The sequence below is a fragment of the Desulfatiglans parachlorophenolica genome, from assembly GCF_055394735.1.
Genome location: NZ_AP042460.1, coordinates 3,634,618 through 3,654,040, shown reverse-complemented (window position 1 = coordinate 3,654,040; position 19,423 = coordinate 3,634,618). Strand labels below are relative to the sequence as shown.

Sequence of the window (19,423 nt, the reverse complement as noted above, 5' to 3'; positions counted from 1 at the left end):
CTTACCCTTTCACGATGTCCGTAAGACCCTGTCCGGTGATCCTCTGAAGGGCCTCGAGATATTTTTCCCGCGTCTTGAAGATGATCTCCTCCGGCAGGGGGGGTGGGGGCGACTTCTTGGGCCATTTGATCCCGGTCAGATAGTCGCGGAGAAACTGTTTGTCGAAGCTTCTCTGAGGGGCACCGGGCTGGTAGGAATCCATAGGCCAGAAACGGGACGAATCGGGCGTGAGGACCTCGTCTATCAGGATCAGGCGTCCGTCGACATGCCCGAATTCAAATTTGGTGTCGGCGACGATGATGCCCCGTTCGGCGGCGAGATCCCTTCCGTACTGATAGATCCGAAGGCTCAGACGCCGGACGGCCTCCGCGGTTTCCCTGCCGATGATCCGGCTGGCCTCCTCGAAGGAGATGTTTTCATCGTGCCGGCCGTCTTCGGCCTTGGTGGACGGCGTAAAGATGGCCTTCGGCAAGGGTGAGGATTCCGTAAGCCCAGCCGGAAGCGCGATGCCGCAGATGCTTCCTTTTTCCTGATATTCCGCCCAGCCGGAGCCGGAGAGGTAGCCCCGGACGATGCACTCGACAGGGAGCGGACGAGCTTTCCTGACAAGCATGCTGCGACCCTGCAGGGCATCCGTGTATGGCCGGCAGATTGCGGGGTAGAGGGATGCGTCGGCGGTGATGACGTGATGCTCGATGATCGATTCCAACTGCCTGAACCAGAAAAGGGAAAGGGCTGTCAGGATCTTCCCCTTGTCCGGGATAGGATCGGCCATGACGACATCGTAGGCTGAAATGCGGTCACTTGCCACGATAAGGAGTTCATCCTCGATTTCATAGACGTCCCGAACCTTGCCTCGACGGAGGAGTTTGAGGCCGGGAAAAACGCTCTCACGTAGGATTTGATCGGCCATAGGATAAAGCCCTCGCTCAGTTCATCGTTCGCCGGAACCGAAAAATCATTTTCGGCCGTTCGTTGGATATACGCCTGCACCCCGGCGATTTTCGAAACGCTACCTTTATGTTCAAAACGCGGTTCTGTCAAGCAAGTTTTGGGCGGCGCCCGAAGTGGGCGTTTGTGCGGAGGCGACCTGTGGGTCGCCGCACAAGCAAACGAGCAGATTGACGCCGAGATTGGCAAAAAAGACCATAGTAATTTTAACGAAGATGCCCTAGTTTCCGATCCGGAAATGAGGATTTTTTGCCAATATCAAGGAAATCAAGCGTTTGTGCGGAGGCGACCTGTGGGTCGCCGCACAAGCAAACGAGCAGATTGACGCCGAGATTGGCAAAAAAGACCATTTCCGGATCGGAAACTATCGGGTATTCCGAAAGCGCTGCACATACTCGCCATAAAAGCCCAGGACGCGGTTCCGGAAGGTCACCGTTTCCGAGTAGGGGGGGATCCCTTTGTACTGCCTGACACGGTGTGGACCTGCGTTGTACGCGGCCAGCGCTAGGCTCATGTCGCCGTCGAAATCCTTCAGGATTCCGCAGAAATATTTTACGCCTTCGGTGATGGCCTTTTCAGGGTTCAAACGATCGTCCCGGCGGTGTTCGAGCAGGTCTTGCCGATACCGCCCCAGGAGGATCGTACGCTTCTTTTTCAGTGCCAGAGACTCCTGCATGAGACTGCGGGCGCGGCGGGCGGCGGTCAGGTCGTCTGCATCCCTGATTTGCATCAGGATCTGCAGGGCCTGTTGGCGAAGAGTCCGTTCCCTGGAAAGCAGGCTTGTGGCTTCATCGAAATAAGCGGGCTTGAAAATGATCTGCATGCCAAGACCCTCGCCTGTAGCAGGCATGATCTGCGTGAGGCCGGCGGCACCTACGTAAGACACAGCGGAAGGGTTGAAACTGGATTCGCGTCGGATCAAGGCCATGAACAGCAGCGGGTCGACGCACGGGTTTTCCTCGGCGGACAGTTCAAAGAGCGGGCGTAGGCAGTCCGGTGCGGCATTCTGTATGCGTGCGAGGATGGCCTGCCGCTCGCTAGGGTCTATGTCGGCCGGGGGCCGGTAAAGATCCAGATCCAGCTCTTCCTGCAGGGCATGCGGCGCCTTCGCGCGGAAAGCGTTGAAAACGGCGTTGACGAAGCGGACGTTTTCCGGTGTCAGGGGGTCGCTTCCGCTCTTCAATCCCCGGCAGCGGTTATAAACTTGAGCGAGGGCGTCCCGGAGGTTGCGGCCGTTGGCTTCCAGGGCCTGACCCAGCAGATCTTCGAGCAGGCTGATGACCGTGGACTCTTTCAGTCGGTCGTCGTTTTCAAAACTCAACCGCGCGCGATAGGTCATCAAATGATTCCAGGCCACGGATTTTTTCAGATTGTAGGCTGCAGCCTGCAGGGCGGCTGTGCGGGCATGGCCTTCCGGCTGATCTTCGGACTGCTTCGTGATCAGGCTTTGCCTGGCGTTTTGGAGGTGCGCCGCCGCTTCCTCTTGCAGGGTCATGGCATCCTCGTAAAGGGGATGGAGCAGGACCTCGAGTCCCAGGGAACGCCCCGCTTCCGGAGTCAGGCCGAGAGGCCCTTCTTCGCCTTTGTAAGTGCCGTCGAGAAGACTCGCCTGGTGCTCCTTGAGGTTGTACGCAATGATATCCGTCTTCAGGAACTCGATCGTGCCCGCGGCGTGGGGTGCGCGGGCGGGTGCGAGCAGCAGGACGATGGAGAGAAAGAGCAAAATCCGGCAGATCATGGGTATCTCATGTCAGCGGGGCAAACGCCCCGTTGATGAAAGCGTGATCGAGGAGTCCGAAGGTTACGGTTCAGAGGCGGGCAATCGACCTCAAACTCTTTGACCGGCCGGGGTTCGGATTACCAGGGTGCACGGCCGGTCCGATACGAAAAACGGCATCCATGGCGGGTGCGCGGCGGCGCCTGTCTCGATCGAGGCACCGAAGACCCGTTCCGGACATTCTACCAGAGCATACGGTTGGATCAAGGTTTTTCGGGTGTTTTATCGAAAGTCGCACCAGTCTGTTTGCCGAGGTTGACTGCAGGGGTCCCGGGTTCGAGGCGGCAGACCGGATTTTCCTGCGCTCGGCTCTACCAGGGAGGTTTGTTGCCGGGCGGATTTGATGTCTCCGCACGATTGGGGGACCTCCCGGCTGCTTCTACCGGTCCGGCGACGAGTCTCGACCACGGGTCCGTTTCCATCTGGAAATATATCCTTCATCCTTCACCGGCTTCGTACGCGCAGCCCCATCTGGTATCCATCCGGAAAGGCTCTATCCAGCACGATCCGGTTTCCCATCCGGAAATGAAAATTTTTTCCTCACACGCTTCACGTGTGCAGTCCCACCGCTTCGCGGCGGGCCCCTGTTTGATACTGTATAGGAATTCAAGCGTTTGTGCAGAGGCGACCTGTGGGTCGCCGCACAAGCAAATGTGCAGATTGGCGCCGAGATTGGCAAAAAAGACCATTTCCGTATAGAAACCATCTATGTCATTTCCGGATGGAAAACGGCCTTGATCCCGGAGGGGAACGGGACTGCCCTTTTGGTTGGCAGCGCATCCCTGTCCGATAAGAGATGGTGCTTGCAGTGGAAGCGTTTATGCGTCAAAATACCCCGCTGTGTGAATGGTTTTCTATCCGGAGATGAAGGTTTTCGGCCGATTGCGGCGACTCCCTCCGTGTCCGCTTGTCCGGCGCCTTTGGGCGGCCTCCGGATAAGCCCTCGATTTCAGTGTTATCGGACAAAAAAGCGTTTTTCCGGTTGGAAATCCCCTTGAGCCCGAAAAGCATTTAGGGACGCCCGCACCGGCTGCCGTCAGGATGGGGGATTTCGGCTGGGTCCCGGCATCGATCAGCGCGGAAACGATGGTCCGACCAGGGTGCATCCCGGTCAGCGATTTCCCCTTCTCATCCAGCGGTGACTTGCCCTGAGACGGGCTTCCGCCCCCGGGCATTGCGGTCCTCCGGCCGAACAGGTGGTCGATGGCGGGAACTCCTGTTGAATGGTGCCCCGGAGGTTTTCTATCATAGAGATAAGGTGGTGAATCATGGTCGATATCCCCTCAGATCTGGAATGCGTCTTTCACCCCCGTTCGGTGGCGGTTGTGGGCGCTTCTTCGTCTTTCGGCAAATGGGGGCAGATGATCTTCAGCAATCTCGTGGCTGGGAAATTTCCTGGGAGGATCTTCCCCGTGAATCCCAAGGAATCCTCTTTGTATGGTTTGAAGGCCTATCCGCGGGTGCAGGATATCCCCGAGGCGGTGGATCTGGTGGTTGTTACCACGCCGGCAGCGACTGTACCGGCTGTGCTGTCCGCCTGCGGTGAAAAGGGGGTCAAGGGTGTGGTGCTGATAACCTCCGGTTTCGGGGAGACGGATGCAGCCGGCAAACAGATGGAGAAGGAGATCGTCGCGATCTGCCGCGGGAAACAGATCCGCCTGGTTGGTCCCAACACCATGGGCATCCTGAGCACGCATGCCGGGCTTTTTGCCACGGGGACGCATTCACGGCCCCGTGCGGGAGATGTGGCCTTTGTCTCACAGTCCGGGAATCTGGGGAACCAGCTGATCCATTGGGCGAAGAACCAGAATATCGGGATATCGCTCTTCGCGGGTTCCGGCAACGAGGCCATGATCTCCTGTGTGGATTACCTGTATTATCTGGAGCGGGACCCCCGTTCACGGTTGATCGTGCTCTATCTCGAGAACATCGCGGATGGGAGGGCCTTTCTGGAAACGGCGGCACGGGTCAACCGCACCAAACCCATCATTCTTTTGAAGGGTGGGCGAACCGAGGCCGGTATGCGGGCCGCGGCCTCCCACACCGGGTCGATGGGCGGCCGGGACGCGATTTTTCGTGCTGCGTGCCGCCAGGCCGGGGTGGCGGTCGTCAATGAACCTATGGAACTGTTGGACCTTTCAGCGGGGTTTTCTTCGCTGCCCTTGCCGAAGGGCAATCGGGTGGGGATTGTGACGCTCGGGGGCGGGTGGGGGGTGGTCACGGCAGACGCCTGCAACGAAAGGGGATTGAAAGTCCCTAGGCTGCCGGACGCGATTGTGACCGAAATCGGCCGGCTTTTGCCCGACTTCTGGAGCCGCGGCAATCCGGTCGATCTGGTGGGGACGCGTGATCTGGAGGTGCCGCTGGTCGCGGTCGAGGCCCTGCTCAAGTGGGATGGGATCGACGCCGTGATCAGCCTCGGCATTGTTGGGCGCGTGGAGATGGTCAGGCTCCTGCTTCAGTCGACGCGCGAGGTGGATCCGCAGGCGCAGCCCGGGCTTCTCGACGAATTCGAAGAGATGGCCGAGGCGTATGAGGTGCAATATATCCAGCGTATCGTTGAACTGATGGAAAGGTACCGGAAGCCCGTTTTGGGGGTATCCTTCGTGAGGACCGACAAAGGACTCGTGCGGAGCATTCCGGGGAAGATATACAGCGGCGTCTTCTATCCGAGCCCCGAGAGAGCTGTTTGCACACTGGCTTCCATCGTGGCATATGCCCGGTTCCATGAGAGGTCGTACCCATCCTGAAAGGACCTTTCTTGCTGATCTTGGCGTCGATCTGCACATTTCTCGAACGGGGGCCCCGGGTTGACGGATCTCTGCATCGTGGATTTTTTTGCCGGGAAATCCGCCGTCGGCCTATTGCCCCGTCCGGAGCTTGCGGTAGTATGTTATGAAGATCACAGGAACCTTTTGAGCGCGGCGAGGTATTCAGCGGACCGATCCAGGTAGAACGCAAGCGCCCGTGAAAAATTCTTCCCGACGAGGCCGTCGACGAAGAGCAGGCTGATTTGCCGCTGATTCTGGAGGACGAACTGGGTGTTGAGCAGGATCGAACGCTCTTCCCGGGGCATATTTTCGAGGAGCGCCTTGAACGCGGTTCGAGACCTCGGTTGGTACATCCAGAAGTAGAGCAGGTCGAGGGCATTGATGACGAGGATCCTGTGGAGGTCCTCAGCCTCGCCTTTCAGCCGTTCCCCCGATTCTTCCGAGGCGCGGAGCAGGTCGAGCGCATCCTTTTCAGGCAGCAGCAATTCGAGCTGTGCGTAGATGTCGAATATCTGCGCGATCTTGGTCCGGTAGTCGCGCCAGCGCATCTGGATGTTCTGGTAGCGGTCCACGGTGCCTTCGATCAGTCCGGCCACCAGGTCCGATGCCAGCTTGGAGATGATTGCGGCCCATTTCTGCAGGATGAGGTCGACGGCGGTGTAGCCGAAGATCGTGAGCAAGCTGCCTGCGGCGGCGTTCACCCCGAGGGCGATGGGGATGGAGAGCAGCGTCCTGAAAAGATTGCCGAAGATGGCGCTCTTGGGCAGGCCGCGAAAAATATTGTGACTGCTGAGATAAAGTCCGTTGGCCAGGGCGATGCAGGCGTAAAGGGCGATGGGGTTTGTGGCGGTGTTGATGCCGAGCGTCCGGTCCAGCACGAGGGTCTTGACCACGTAATCGAGGAGAGGGACCGAAAAACCTGTGTAGAGCAGAGAGTCGGTGATCCGCTCCCAGCTGAGATAATCGTTCCATCGGAGGAGAGGCGAGCGGCGGATGCCGCCGCCTCCGAGCACCGACTGGAGCACATTGCGCAGTCCCGTGATGCCGAACCAGATCACGGCGCCGAAATAGGCGAGCAGCCACCAGTCCTTTGTCAGGAAAAACGTCAGAAATGCGGGGATGAAGCCGATGAGCACCTTCAGGGTGTTCTTGACACCGGTGTTGAGATACCGCCAGGAGAGTTTCGGCCGGGCCTGCGCCTCCTCCCGGGGGCTCAGCCTCAGTCCGTTGTCCACCGCCTTCTGGATGCCTCCGAGCGTTACGATATTGCCGGGCGATTCCATATGGATGGACTGTTCCTGAATGACCCAGTCCTTCAGGCGCTTTTCGAAGAGCAGGCTGAGGCCCGGCAAGGCCTGCATCAGCCTGAAAAAGGCTCCTCTTCTCGTCGATGGGTTCCCGCGCGGGATGAAGGTTCTTCGCCTGAAGACCTCGACTCGGATCGGGATGATCATCCGGGTTGCGGCCGAGGGACGGGTGATGGCTCTTCGCGCCCGCATCGGCAGGGTCTGTTCGACGGCGAGCCCCATACCGTGAACGTGGGGGGCGCGCCCCGTGGAGTCGCTCCCGATCCGTGCCTTGAGCGGTGTTCCCCGGTAGGCGTCCTTGAGCGCGGAGATGTCGTGAAGGATCATCGTCAGCTTTTCGATCCGTTCCCGGTTGCCGCTTCCCGCCTTCAAACGGGCGATCATCGTGCGGAGCATGCCCTTCAGATGGATCACATTCCCGCCGTTGATGGCCTGCTGGAGTTCATGGATTTGAGGGAGATGGGCCGTTTTCCCCTCCGAATAATCTTTGAGGTTGAAGATCTCCAGACGGGTGATCGCCCCTTCGCAATCGTACAGGAGTTCCAAAACATCCTCGACCCGGAGGTTGCTGAGATTGAGGGTTACACGGTAGGCCGAGTGGAGCCTGGCGAGGCGGTTGATCAACTCCTGAGCCGACAGTTCGAGGAGGGGAGGAAGATCAGGGCCCTCCGCCGGTACGGCTGGATCCGGGATTTCCGGGTTCTTGGATGGGTTCAGGTATTTTTCGATCAGGGCCTCGGAATCGAGCCGATTCATTTCGTCGACCAGACCCTCCATCTCGAGGCGCCGCTCCGGATCGGCCGATGGGTAGCGCTCCCGCATCGCGGCGACGCAGCCCTGCATGGCGCCCAGCATCTTCTTGTGGATGAATTCCCCCAAATGGACGATGGAAGGCTGGCCGGCGCCGACGAAGGCGGCGAACTCGGCCGGGTCGATGGGCTGCAGATCACAGCCGTAGGCCTTGCGGAGCGCGTGGCGGTGGCGGTCGTTGAAGACCTTGATCATATCCCACACGTATCGTTGCTGATAGCGGGAGACCGCCTTGCCTTCCGCCATGAAGGCCGCCACCTGATCGTCCGCCAGAAAACACAGGAAGGACTGGGTGTCGGGAAATCCGCGCGGCACCCAGATCAGCTGCGCATAGCGGTTATGGATCCGGGTGTAGAACTCGATGCCGATCCGCACGGTGATGCCCATGATCGCGGCGGCTTCCAACAGCTCCACGGCGAATTTGGCTTCGACATAGTTGTAATAGATGACCCTCAGACGTCGGATGCCTTTGATCCAGGCGTCCATGATGAGATGGCTGGAGGTCTTGCGGCCCTTCGTATTGACGTCATGAACGTGGTCGTCGAAGGTAGCCTGGTTCCATTCCTCAGGCATTTCGAGGAGATGATACCGGCAGAGCTGTTTGCGGATGATGCGGGGGTTTCCCGTGGCCGCGGTTCTGAAATCGTGGGCGAGTTCGAGTTGGCGGCGCCCGTTTCCGTGGGCGCGCACCAGCTCTTTCATGATCGTCAGGAGGACCCTGGCCGTGTTGATCGTCAGGGCCCCTCCCGCGGTGCCCAGGATCTCTTCCCTCAAGGAGCGCAGGGCGCTCAGGCGGTCATCCACGCCACCCGCCTCGAGCGATTCGAGCAGATGGATGACGGCAAAGGCGATGCGCAGGCCCTTCGATTCAGCCATCTCCTTGATGCCGTGGGGGTGGAGGTAGGGCAGAACCAGGTTCCGTGCCCCTTTGCGGGAGCTGTCCCGGGTGAGCACGTCGTTGACGATGTTCAGGAGATAATCGTCCCGTTTGTCGAAAAGCAGTCGGGCCATGAGGTCACGGGTGCGTCAAGACGTAGAGTGAGATGGGTCGTTCTTTCTGCCGAAGGGGCCTCCATTCGTCTGAGCCCCTCTGTCCGCATATTGCCTGTTGCGGGAGGTGCGCAACGTCATTTCGGGCTGTCCCCCGGTGGTCTCCACACTGCGACCGTTCAGCCCGTCTCTCTGGTTGGAGGATTCTTCGCCTCGAATGCCTCGTCCACAAACCGGGCCGCCCGGTTTTCACGCAGGGCGTGAATGCCTTCGATGACGTTGGGCCCTTTGAAAAACCGGCTCTGCCGCTCGGATTCCATGCGCAGGATGTCACTCAGATGGTTGTGCGGCGCAGCCCGGACGATTTCCTTGATCGTCCGGATCGGCATCGCGGGCTGGACGGCGATCCTGGATGCCAGATCCATGGCGTGTTCAGACAGGGATTCCCGCGGCGTGACTTGGTTCAACAGGCCCAGGGACAGCGCCTCTTCGGCGGAAAGGATATCCCCTGTCATAAGGAGCTGCATGGCCCGGCTGGGTCCCACCGCTCGCGAAAGCCAGTGTTCGGCCCCCATGCCGGGGTTGAGTCCCAACTTGATGAAGGTGAAACCGATGATCGCCTCCGCGGCGGCGATCCGCAGATCGCATGCCATCGCCAGGCAGGCCCCTGCGCCGATCGCCGGGCCGTTGACGGCCGCAAGGGTGGGGATGGTCAGTTCGGTCAGAGAGAGAAAGCGGCCGTAAAAGGCCCTCAAAGTCTCCTGGACGGCGGCGGCCTCTTTCCGGGTCCACTCCGAGAGCATGTCCAGGTCGGCTCCCGCACAGAAAGCAGGGCCGGCGCCTGTCAAAACCAGGACCTTGATGCGAGGGTCCGTGTCGACAGCCGCCACGGCCGACTTGAAATCGTGGGCCATCTGCACGGTCATGGCATTCCGTTCATCGGGGCGGTTGAGCGTCAGAATCCCGACGTGGTCTTCGATCTTCAACGAAACCGTCTGAAAGTCCAAAACGACCTCCGTTAAAAGAGCCATAACCTTGAAGAAAGGCCAAGTTGAGGGCCAAGATACCATGATCTCTGTTATTTCGAAACCTTAAATTCATGCCGGCGGCCGGGCTGCAGCGATCGTTTCGCGGTTGACAAACGGGCCGTCGAATGGCCATCTTTTGGTCGTGTCCGTAAGAAGATCCTGAAAAGGATGCCGATGGATCAGAGGGCTGGGCGGGCGAAGCCGGTGAAGAACCCGTGACCCGCCCCGAAGCGGTGGAACTGGGCAGGCCAAGCCGGTCAGGAAAAAGACCATTTCCGGGAGGGGAACTTGTACCTCTAATGGACAACCGTTTCCGGATCGACACCGTGTTGATAAAGACCATCGCAAGAAAGGTTCCACCCGGAATATTTTACCAAGCACGGACACGCTTACACTCGGGAAATGAGGATTTTTTGCCAATATCAAGGAAATCAAGCGTTTGCGCGGAGGCGACCTGGTGGTCGCCGCACAAGCAAACGTGCAGATTGACGCCGAGATTGGCAAAAAAGACCATTTCCGGATGAAAACCAGGTAATCCGAGTCCAAGGCCGACAATCCCCTCGGGGACATGAGCGGGCCTGACGGGAAAAGAATTATTGGCGAAGGAAATGACCCGGTCGAACATACCCGGATCCGCCTACGGAAGGATACGGCGCATCCGGCAGGACATGGCGGGCGCCATGCTGGTGGACCAGGTGGCCCTCCCGAAAGGGATCGAGGCTGTCCTGGCCGTCCTGAAGAGGGGCAACGGCCAGCAGGAACAGGTCGACATCCGGCTCGAGCGTCTGGAGAAGCGGCTTTCCGCGTCGGTGCTCAAACGGGAGCGCCGGCGGGCGCAGCTTCCCCGGATCGATTTTCCGGAGAGCCTCCCTATCACCTCCCGGAAGGATGACATTATCCGGGCCATTCAGGGGCATCGGGTGGTGATCGTCGCCGGGGAGACAGGTAGTGGGAAGAGCACCCAACTCCCGAAGATGTGCCTCGCGGCGGGCCGAGGTGTTGCGGGGCGGGTCGGCTGCACCCAGCCGCGGCGCATCGCCGCCGCCACGATCGCCCGGCGGATTGCCGAGGAGCTCGGAGAGGAGTTGGGTCGGTCGGTCGGCTACAAGGTGCGCTTCAAGGATCGCACCGACCCGCGGGCCTACATCAAGGTCGTGACCGACGGGATGCTGCTGGCCGAGACCCAGGGGGATCGCAACCTGTATGAATACGACACCCTGATCATCGACGAGGCCCACGAACGCAGCCTCAACATCGATTTCCTCCTCGGGATCCTGCGGAACCTGCTCGATGTGCGGCCGGAACTGAAGGTGATCGTCACCTCGGCGACGCTCGACACCGCCAAGTTCTCCGCCTTCTTCGACGATGCGCCGGTGATCGAGGTGAGCGGCAGGATGTACCCGGTCGAGGTGGTCTACACGCCGCTCGACCCCGAGAGGGAGAACGAAGGGGAGGTTACCTACGTCGATCTGGCTGTGGAGGCCGTCGATGGGCTGCGGCGGAGCCGCTCACCGGGGGACATCCTGATCTTCATGCCGACCGAGCAGGATATTCTGGAGACCTGCGAGCGGCTGGAGGGGAGGGCCTTTCCCGGTGTGACGGTCCTGCCGCTCTTCGCCCGCCTGCCGGCCTCCGAGCAGGGCCGCGTCTATGCGGTCAGCGGACCCAAGATCGTGGTGGCCACCAATGTGGCCGAGACTTCCCTGACGATCCCGGGGATTCGTTATGTCATCGACACGGGCCTGGCGCGGATCTCCCGCTATGTGCCACGGACGCGGACGACCAGCCTCCCGGTCAGTCCTGTCTCCAGGAGCAGCGCCGATCAGCGCAAGGGCCGCTGCGGCCGTGTGCAGAACGGCGTCTGTATCCGGCTGTATTCGGAGGAGGACTATCTGTCGCGGGCCCCCTTTACGCCGCCGGAGGTGCTGCGCTCGAACCTGGCGGAGGTGATCCTCCGGATGATCGCGCTCGGGCTGGGGGACATCGCGGCCTTTCCCTTCGTGGACCGACCCAATCCGCGGAGCGTCAAGGACGGCTTCGACCTGCTGGAGGAGCTGGGGGCGATCCGGCGCAAGGGAAGGAAGGTCGTTCTGACGGAAAAGGGCCGCGTCATGGGGCGTATGCCCCTGGACCCGAAGATTGCACGGATGATGCTCGAGGCGGTCCAGGAGGACTGCGTTGTCGAAACGGCGGTGATCGCGGCGGCGCTGAGTATACAGGAACCCCGCGAGCGGCCCCTGGACAAGGCCGCTCAGGCGGACCAGGTGCATGCCCCGTTCAAGGATCCGGATTCGGATTTTGTGACCCTCCTGAACATCTGGAACCGCTACCACGGTTTCTGGGCCGGGATGAAGACGCAGAACCAGATGCGCCGGTTCTGCAAGGCGCAGTTTCTGTCCTTTGCCCGCATGAGGGAGTGGGTTTACATCCATGAGCAGATCGTTTCCATTCTGAAAGAGCAGCGGCTGAAAGGGCCTGCACCGGCCGCCGCCGAGCGGGACCCGCTCTACGACCGGTTGCATCGGGCGGTCCTGAGCGGTTTCCTTTCCAATATCGCGCTTCGAAAGGAGAAGAATCTCTACCAGGCCGCGCGGGGTCGAGAAGTCATGGTTTTCCCGGGTTCGAGCCTCTTCGACAAAGGCCGCCCCTGGATCGTGGCGGCGGAGATCGTCAAGACCTCGCGGCTGTTCGCCCGCACCGTGGCCCGCATCGATCCGGGATGGCTCGAGCCCCTCGGCGGGGACCTGTGCAGCCGAAGCTGGGCAGAGCCCCATTGGGAAAAGACGCGCGGGGAAGTGCGGGCCTATGAGAACGTCACCCTCTATGGACTCCCCATTGTGACCAGGCGGCCGGTTTCTTACGGTTCCATCCGCCCGGAGGAGGCCCACCGGATCTTCATCCGTTCCGCCCTGGTCGAAGGGCAGATCAGGGATTCCCTGCCGTTTCTGAAGCACAACCAGGCCTCGATGGAGGTCGTTGGCGCCATGGAGGACAAGATCCGCCGCCGCGGTCTGATGGTGAACGAGGAGGCCATGGCCGAATTTTACGCCTCCCGGCTTCCCGGGGTGTTCGATGTACGCACCCTCAAAAAGGTGATCCGCGAAAGGGGCGGAGACGCTTTTCTGCGCATGCGGGAGGAAGACCTGGTGCAGGAGTTCCCGGATCGGGCCGATCTCGAGCGGTACCCGGACCAGATGGCGCTCGGGAACAAGATTTTTCACTGCACCTACCGGTTTTCCCCCGGCGCGGAGGAGGACGGCGTCACGGTCCGCGTACCGGCCGGGGCCCTGTCGGAGGTGCCGGCCGAATACCTCGAATGGGGGGTGCCCGGACTTTACCGCGAGAAGATCGCGGCCCTGATCAAAGGCCTTCCCAAGCGGTACCGGAAACAGTTGGTCCCTGCTTCGGCCACGGTGGATATCATTGTGGCGGAGATGGAACGGGGGAACCGCTCGCTGCTGAGTTCCCTGGCGTACTTCGTATACGAGCGGTTCGGTGTGGATATCCCGGCCGCCGAATGGGCGGCGGTGGACCTGCCCGAATACCTCAAGATGCGGGTAGCCGTCGTGGACGAACAGGGGAAGGAGCTGGAGGCGGGCCGCGATATCCGCCTGCTCGAATATCCCAAGGGGCCGGTGGCGCGTGCGGTGGACACCCTGCCGCAGTGGAAGGACGCGCAGGCGCAATGGGAAAAGGATGACCTCAGAGACTGGACCGTGGGGGATCTCCCGAAGCGCATCCCGCTCGACGACTGCCTCGATGCTTACCCGGCCCTGGCGCCCGACGACGGCGGCCGCGTGAACCTGCGCCTGTTTCCGGACCGCGAACAGGCCGCCGCGGTGCACCGACAGGGGGTCAAGCGCCTGCTCGGGATTCGTCTCGCAAAGGATCTGAAGTATCTCAAGCGCTCTTTGTCGCTTGCGAAGGACGCCTCGCCCGGCGCTGTCTATTTCGGCGGCGCACGCAGCGTGGAAGAGCAGATCTACGAGGCCGTCCTCGAACGCTCCCTCGCGTTGGACCTTCGGAGCCGGGAGGCGTTCGATCGGCATGCCGCTGACCTCCGGGAAGGCGTATTCGAGGATGCGACCGTGCTGTGCGAGCAGGCCGAAAAGGTCTTGAGGTCCTTCGAAGAGACCCGCGGCGCGCTCTATGACCTCGAGCGGGCCAACGCGAAGAACGAAGAGGTCCTTGCCCTTTGCGCCGGCCTTCGCCGCGAGCTCGATGCCCTCTTGCCGCCGGATTTCATCCGGCGGTACGCCCCCGATCAGCTTTCCAACATGCCCCGCTACCTGAAGGCGATCCAGTTGAGGGTTGAACGCGGGGCCTACGACCCTGCCAAGGACCGCCGGAAGCAGGCCGATGTCGAACCCTTCGTCGATGCCTTACGGAAGATGACCGACGCCCTTTCCCTGCATGCCTCCCGGGAAAAGCGGGAGGCCGTCGATGCGTTTCGCTGGATGGTGGAGGAGTTCAAGGTGTCGCTCTTCGCCCAGGAGCTGAAGACCCCCTACCCCGTCTCGCCCAAGCGTCTCGAAGAAAAGTGGAGAGAGATCGAGCGGATGATCTGAGGTCCCGATTCTGGAAGGAAGAGGGAGTGCACGCCGGCAACGCATGCCTCTGCGCGGATGCTTGAAGAAGGCCCATGAGTTGTTTCTGGTCCGGTCCGCAAGCATCCGAACGGAAGCGGGCGCTTATGGAAAAGCGACCTCGAGCTGTTTGGCCGTGTAACCGCGTGCCTTGAGATCGATATCGAGGGGGAACGATGGTTTTCCGACCTCGGGACAGGAGATATGCACCCGGTCGGGACGGATCAAACATCGGAGCGGAGGCGGCTCAGCTTGTAATAGATTCCCTTGCGGGCCATGAGGGCGTCGTGGTCGCCCTGTTCGCAGATCCTGCCGTGGTGCATCACCAGGATGCGGTCCGCGTGCCGAATGGTCGAAAGGCGGTGGGCCACGATCAGGGTCGTCCGGCGGGAGGCCATCCGGGTAATGGCCTCCTGGATCAGCCTTTCCGTTTCCGGGTCGACGCTCGATGTGGCCTCGTCGAGGATCAGGACCGGAGGGTCGGCGGCGAGGGCCCTCGCGAAGGACAGGAGCTGCCGTTCCCCGGCGGAAAGCGTCGCGCCCCCCTCGCCGATTGTCTGGCTCAGGCCTCCCGGCAGCCGCTCGATGAAGGACAGGGCGTTCGCCTTCGAGGCGGCCTCGCGGACTGCCTCCGGTCCCAGATCCTCGCGTCCCAAAGCGATATTCTCGGCCAGTGTGCCAGCGAAGATGAAGACGTCCTGCATGCAGAGGCTCATGCGCCGGTGCAGGGCGGATGCGGACCATTCCCGGAGATCCTTCCCGTCGACGACGACAGCCCCTTCATCGGGATCATAGAACCGCTCGAGGAGATTGATGATGGTCGTTTTCCCGGATCCCGTGGCCCCGACGATCGCGAGGGTCTCACCCGGGTTGACCTCGAAGGAGACATGTTTGAGGACCGGCTGATCCTTTTCATAGGCGAAGGAGACATCCCGGAAGGCCACCTCGCCGCGCAGGGTCTGCGGCTCGTAGGGCGTGGGGTGCTCGGGTATGGTCTCATCCTGGTCCATGAATTCGAAGATCCGCTCCGTCGAGGCCATGGCCGATTGCATGATGTTGTATTTTTCGGAGATGTCCCGGATCGGCTTGAAGAACATCTGCATGTAGCCGATGAAGGCGACGAGGGCCCCCAGGGTCAACTCGTCCTGGACCACCTTCCCCCCCCCGTACCAGATCAGGATCGCCACCGCCAGAGACGAAAAAAGTTCCATGAGGGGCATGAAAAGGGCGAAGACCTTGATCTGTCGCATGCCGGCCAGGTAATTGGCCTGGTTGATCTCCCGAAAGGTCTCCATCTGCCGCCTTTCCTGCACGAAGAGCTGGATGACGCGCATGCCGCTGATGCGCTCCTGTAGAAAGGCGTTGATTTTTGCCACGGTCGCGCGCAGTTCCCGGAAGGCCTCGCGGGCCAGGCGGCTGAAGAGCAGGGTGATGCCGAAGATGAACGGGAGAAAGATGAAGGCCACCAGGGCCAGGCGCCAGTTGAGGCTCAGCAGGACGATGAGGATCCCCGTCAGCAGAAAGAGGTCCTTGAAGACCGTGATGACCACGGATTTGAACATCTCGTTCAAGTTGTCGATGTCGTTGGTCATGCGGGTGACGAGGCGCCCGAGCGGGTGCCGGTCGAAAAAGCGCACCGCCTGTCCCGTCATGGTCTTGAAGAGTTGAACGCGGATGTCCTGCATGACGTGCTGACCTACGTATTCCAGGAGGACGTATTCGAGGTAGCTCAGCCCGAACGAGAAGAGCAGCAAGACGAAGAAGAAGGCGGCAATTCTGAGAACTCCCGTAAGATCTCCCGAACGTGTTCGCTCAACGGTTTCAGGCGGAAGCTGCTCCAGGGATGCATAAGGAAGAATGGCGCCGCCGTCGCTGAGCGGCACCCCCTCCCCTGCCGGTATTTGGGAGGCGATCTCTTTCCAGACGGCGGCGTCGACCCGGTAAAAACGGCCGGTCTCCATCGCACCGCGTGACTCGAGCGCATGGCGCAGCGCCGGGTCCATTCCCTTCGCCGCTTCGTGGCTCAACACCCATAGACTCCCATCGCGGTTTTCTTCCAGCGTCCCGGCGAACCGATCCTCCAGGGCCTTGCGCTCGGCCGGCGCAAGGCTTTCAATGTCCAGGGTGTACCACGCGGCCAGGATGTAGCGGTCGATGGCGATCTTGGTGAGGTAGGGGACCGCGAGGTCGATCAGGGTGATGACCAGCGTTAAACAGAGGGCCAGGGCGGCGGTCCTTTTGTACGGCAGGGTGTAGCGGGCCAGACGCCTCAGAAGCCTGAGATCGTAGGGTTTACCGAGGTGCCCCTCCTCCATGTAGCCGTATTCCCCGAAAGCGGTCATGAAGGGGCCTCCGCTTCGTCGAGGGATCGGGACAGCAGCTCCTTCTCGTAGAGGGCGGCGTAGAGCCCCCGGCGGTGCAAAAGCGCGGTGTGATCGCCTTCCTCGACCAGCCGCCCCTCGTCGAGTACAAGGATGCGGTCTGCCCGGTGGATGGTGGAGACGCGGTGCGACACGATCAGGTTGGTTCTGCCGCGCCGCATACTGAACAGGTTATTCAGGATCGCTTCTTCGGTGCGGGTGTCCACCATGGCCAGGGCGTCGTCGAGGATCAGGATCGGGGCGTCGAGAACGAGGGCCCGGGCGATGGTGAGCCGTTGGCGCTGTCCGCCGGAAAGCGTGATGCCGCGTTCGCCGAGGATGGTGTCGAGGCCTTTGTCGAACTGGTCGACCTCCTCGAGGATGCCGACGGCAGCGAGGGCGTTCCGGACCTGCTCCTCCGTGAGCCCCTGGCGGCCGAAAAGGACGTTGTTGCGGATCGTGTCCGAGAACACGAAGGGCTCCTGGGTCACGAAGGCGATCTGCCGCCTGAGCGTTGCGGTTGGCAGGGTCTCGATGGCGTATCCATCCAGGAAGGCCGTCCTCGGCGGCGGGGGCATCAGGCGCGGGATGATCTGAAGCAGGGTGCTCTTGCCCGATCCTACGCGCCCCACGAAGGCGACGGTCTCCCCCGGCAAGATGTGGAGGCGGATGTCCCGGAGGGCCGGCCGGCCCTGGGACGGGTAGGTGAAGGTCAGGCTTTCCATGCGGATTTCGCCCCGGAGGGCCTCGGCGGCGGCCGGGGCCTCCGGCTCTTCGATCTCCGGCTGTTCGTCCAGGACGCCGTTGATGCGCCGCATCGAGGCCGAACCGCGCTGGATGAGATTTGCCACCCAACCCATGGCCATCATCGGCCAGGTGAGGAGATTGAGGTAGCTCGTGAAAGCGACGAAGTCGCCCGTGGTGATGTCGCCGAGGATGGCCAGCCGGCCGCCGAGCCCGATTACGACGGCGAGACCGGCGTTGGTGAAAATGGCCATCAGCGGAAAGAAGAGTCCCAGGATCTTCGCGAGGCGGAGGTTCACACCGATATAGTGTTCGCCCTCCCGCTGCACCCGCTCGTGCGCCCATCGTTCGCGGTGATAGGCCTTGAGGACCCGGATGCCCGCAAAGCTCTCCCTCACCCTCTCCGTCACCTCCGAAAAAGAGTGCTGGACGGCATCGAAGCCGGCCGACATGCGCCGGGTGAGGATGCGGGTCAGGATCACGATCAGCGGGGCCGGAATCAAGGAGATGACGGCCAGCTTGACATCGATGGCCAGCATGAAGCCCACTGCGGCCAGGCCCAGCACGAAGCCGTCGGTGAGGGCCACCAGGCCCATCCCCGCAGCCATACGCACGGCATTCAGGTCGTTGATGGCCCGCGCCATGAGATCCCCCGTCCTCGTACGGTGGTAGAAGGCGGGGCTGAGCTGCTGCATCTTGGCGTAGAGGCGCATCCGCAGCTCCTGTTCGACCCTTCGCGAGTGCCCCATGATGAGGAGTCTCCAGACGTAGCGGAACAGACCGATGGCCAGGGCGAGCCCCAGGATCAGGGCCGCCTGCCGCATGAGGATCATCGAGGTGGCGGTCCGGTGCGTGAGATCGTCGACAGCGCTCCGGATGACGAGCGGGATGAGCAGTTGCAATCCGTCGACGATCAGGAGGCTCGTCAACCCCATGGCGATGGCCCACCGGTTCTCGTAGAAGATCGGTTTGAGGGGCGCGAACGGACGCACGGCCCGTGAGAGGGTATGAGGCATGGCGTGCATACCGACGAGATACCCGAGGCAAGCGCATGCTGTCAACGCTTTCTTTGTGCGGGGCGGTCCCTTTCCGATTAGGACACATGTGTCCGGGAAAGTTCTAAGAAGACCTGTGAAAAGCGGCATTGAGTAAGAAGTGAGACGGCGCAGATAATCAAATAGAACTGTTTTATATTTAAATGGGGAATACGGTTCAAAATACGCTAAATTTAGAATGCAATGTGCCAAAAATTTGAAAAACTTCCTTCCAGTGTGACCGGCGACTTAAAAGGGAACCATTTCCGGCGGTGAAAAAGGGATCCACCTCAGCTGTCCATACTGAGAAGCTCAATGAACCCAATTCTCCTAACCACGTTCTGGGAACTGTGAACTGGCATTCAGAGGTGTAGTGACACGGATTCTTGGCCCATGGTCTAACCTGCCGGATTTTTTATCGTTTTTGGCTACCCTGTGACTGCCAACCGAAACCCCCAGGCAAGAGATTATTGGCCAAACTGCCCTAAAATGATTTTTTTTATCTTTTTCTGGGTTCTGGATCAAAGGGCTTTCATAAAAGCAGGCAAGAGGATGGCCCGGCGGGCTGGCCAGACCGTGGAGAAAAAAAGCGAATCGAAATAAAAAACACTTGACACCCTACCAGAGCTAAGTTAGCGTTAACGAAACACCGCGCCAGACAATTAAACAGATGAGTCAGCCAAATAAACGAGCACCAATTTAAATCATGCCCCTTGGAAGACCTTAAAATTAAAGGAATTTATGTATTCACTGTCGATTGCAATGGTTTTCTCGAACTACGCCGAGGAAATATGCGTATGTCTCAACATGCAAGGTTCCGAAACGCCTCTTTTCTAAACCTCTTTTCTAAACCTCTGATCTCTTGATCCTGCTTAGTTATCGGTGTGGAGACTTCGGAAAACAGGGAACCAACGACAATGATGGGGGGTTAGACAGTCAAAAAGCGTGGCATTGATGCACAGCCAAAAATAGCCTCTCGCAAATTGTCGCAAACCAGTAATTGTAAAGTATAGGATTTCCTCCGAATTCATACAAAAAATAAAACAGTAAGGCATCTACATATAG

General features: G+C 60.4%; 13 protein-coding genes. 2 read left to right on the top strand and 11 right to left on the bottom strand.

Translation table 11 applies throughout. The features are described from left to right. Position 1: 1 nt before the first annotated feature. The 5 genes from ACZ500_RS17050 to ACZ500_RS17030 form a co-directional block, all read right to left on the bottom strand. Positions 2 to 913: a phosphoribosylaminoimidazolesuccinocarboxamide synthase gene (locus ACZ500_RS17050; RefSeq protein WP_464228604.1), complete on the bottom strand. Its 912-nt coding sequence runs from the start codon at positions 911 to 913 to the stop codon at positions 2 to 4. Between the two features lie 111 nt (positions 914 to 1,024). After that, on the bottom strand, positions 1,025 to 1,150 hold the full coding sequence (locus ACZ500_RS17045) for a hypothetical protein (RefSeq protein WP_464228602.1): 126 nt from the start codon (positions 1,148 to 1,150) through the stop codon (positions 1,025 to 1,027). 7 nt (positions 1,151 to 1,157) lie between these two features. Then, a complete protein-coding gene (locus tag ACZ500_RS17040) occupies positions 1,158 to 1,301 on the bottom strand; it encodes a hypothetical protein (protein ID WP_464228601.1) in 144 nt (47 codons plus the stop codon). A 14-nt stretch (positions 1,302 to 1,315) separates the two neighbouring features. Further along, the gene (locus ACZ500_RS17035; protein ID WP_464228600.1) at positions 1,316 to 2,689 is read right to left on the bottom strand and encodes a lytic transglycosylase domain-containing protein; all 1,374 of its coding nucleotides are present in this window, start codon (positions 2,687 to 2,689) and stop codon (positions 1,316 to 1,318) included. Positions 2,690 to 3,165: 476 nt separating this feature from the next. Further along, positions 3,166 to 3,417, bottom strand: a complete 252-nt coding sequence (locus ACZ500_RS17030; RefSeq protein ID WP_464228599.1) for a hypothetical protein — start codon at positions 3,415 to 3,417, stop codon at positions 3,166 to 3,168. Between the two features lie 579 nt (positions 3,418 to 3,996). Between ACZ500_RS17030 and ACZ500_RS17025 the strand changes: the two genes are divergently transcribed. Then, on the top strand, positions 3,997 to 5,478 hold the full coding sequence (locus tag ACZ500_RS17025; protein ID WP_464228597.1) for an acetate--CoA ligase family protein: 1,482 nt from the start codon (positions 3,997 to 3,999) through the stop codon (positions 5,476 to 5,478). 152 nt (positions 5,479 to 5,630) lie between these two features. Here the strand turns inward: ACZ500_RS17025 and ACZ500_RS17020 are convergent, their stop codons facing one another. From ACZ500_RS17020 to ACZ500_RS17005, 4 genes are all read right to left on the bottom strand, one after another. Next, complete coding sequence (locus ACZ500_RS17020; RefSeq protein WP_464228596.1) at positions 5,631 to 8,627, bottom strand: hypothetical protein; 2,997 nt, start codon at positions 8,625 to 8,627, stop codon at positions 5,631 to 5,633. A 158-nt stretch (positions 8,628 to 8,785) separates the two neighbouring features. Next, positions 8,786 to 9,613: an enoyl-CoA hydratase/isomerase family protein gene (locus tag ACZ500_RS17015; protein WP_464228595.1), complete on the bottom strand. Its 828-nt coding sequence runs from the start codon at positions 9,611 to 9,613 to the stop codon at positions 8,786 to 8,788. Between the two features lie 90 nt (positions 9,614 to 9,703). Next, entirely contained in the window at positions 9,704 to 9,907 is a 204-nt protein-coding gene (locus ACZ500_RS17010) for a hypothetical protein (protein WP_464228594.1), read from the bottom strand. A gap of 97 nt (positions 9,908 to 10,004) precedes the next feature. Continuing rightward, complete coding sequence (locus ACZ500_RS17005; RefSeq protein WP_464228593.1) at positions 10,005 to 10,148, bottom strand: hypothetical protein; 144 nt, start codon at positions 10,146 to 10,148, stop codon at positions 10,005 to 10,007. 154 nt (positions 10,149 to 10,302) lie between these two features. Between ACZ500_RS17005 and hrpA the strand changes: the two genes are divergently transcribed. After that, the gene (gene hrpA, locus ACZ500_RS17000; protein ID WP_464228592.1) at positions 10,303 to 14,202 is read left to right on the top strand and encodes an ATP-dependent RNA helicase HrpA; all 3,900 of its coding nucleotides are present in this window, start codon (positions 10,303 to 10,305) and stop codon (positions 14,200 to 14,202) included. A gap of 242 nt (positions 14,203 to 14,444) precedes the next feature. Here hrpA and ACZ500_RS16995 read toward each other — a convergent pair whose 3' ends face one another. Together ACZ500_RS16995 and ACZ500_RS16990 are read right to left on the bottom strand one after the other, a co-directional pair. Then, positions 14,445 to 16,562 carry an ABC transporter ATP-binding protein gene (locus ACZ500_RS16995; protein ID WP_464228590.1) on the bottom strand — a complete coding sequence of 706 codons (2,118 nt, stop codon included), beginning with the start codon at positions 16,560 to 16,562 and terminating at the stop codon, positions 14,445 to 14,447. After that, on the bottom strand, positions 16,559 to 18,349 hold the full coding sequence (locus ACZ500_RS16990; RefSeq protein ID WP_464228589.1) for an ABC transporter ATP-binding protein: 1,791 nt from the start codon (positions 18,347 to 18,349) through the stop codon (positions 16,559 to 16,561). Before ACZ500_RS16990 ends, ACZ500_RS16995 begins: the two co-directional genes overlap by 4 nt. Positions 18,350 to 19,423 lie beyond the last annotated feature (1,074 nt).

Excerpts from the sequence above, each read along its gene's own strand:
- ACZ500_RS17040 (WP_464228601.1), bottom strand. The coding sequence starts at position 1,301 with ATGGTCTTTTTTGCCAATCTCGGCGTCAATCTGCTCGTTTGCTTGTGC.
- hrpA (WP_464228592.1), top strand. The coding sequence starts at position 10,303 with ATGGCGGGCGCCATGCTGGTGGACCAGGTGGCCCTCCCGAAAGGGATC.
- ACZ500_RS17045 (WP_464228602.1), bottom strand. The coding sequence starts at position 1,150 with ATGGTCTTTTTTGCCAATCTCGGCGTCAATCTGCTCGTTTGCTTGTGC.
- ACZ500_RS17050 (WP_464228604.1), bottom strand. The coding sequence starts at position 913 with ATGGCCGATCAAATCCTACGTGAGAGCGTTTTTCCCGGCCTCAAACTC.
- ACZ500_RS16990 (WP_464228589.1), bottom strand. The coding sequence starts at position 18,349 with ATGCACGCCATGCCTCATACCCTCTCACGGGCCGTGCGTCCGTTCGCG.
- ACZ500_RS17035 (WP_464228600.1), bottom strand. The coding sequence starts at position 2,689 with ATGATCTGCCGGATTTTGCTCTTTCTCTCCATCGTCCTGCTGCTCGCA.
- ACZ500_RS17010 (WP_464228594.1), bottom strand. The coding sequence starts at position 9,907 with ATGGTCTTTTTCCTGACCGGCTTGGCCTGCCCAGTTCCACCGCTTCGG.
- ACZ500_RS17025 (WP_464228597.1), top strand. The coding sequence starts at position 3,997 with ATGGTCGATATCCCCTCAGATCTGGAATGCGTCTTTCACCCCCGTTCG.
- ACZ500_RS17030 (WP_464228599.1), bottom strand. The coding sequence starts at position 3,417 with ATGGTCTTTTTTGCCAATCTCGGCGCCAATCTGCACATTTGCTTGTGC.
- ACZ500_RS17020 (WP_464228596.1), bottom strand. The coding sequence starts at position 8,627 with ATGGCCCGACTGCTTTTCGACAAACGGGACGATTATCTCCTGAACATC.
- ACZ500_RS16995 (WP_464228590.1), bottom strand. The coding sequence starts at position 16,562 with ATGACCGCTTTCGGGGAATACGGCTACATGGAGGAGGGGCACCTCGGT.
- ACZ500_RS17005 (WP_464228593.1), bottom strand. The coding sequence starts at position 10,148 with ATGGTCTTTTTTGCCAATCTCGGCGTCAATCTGCACGTTTGCTTGTGC.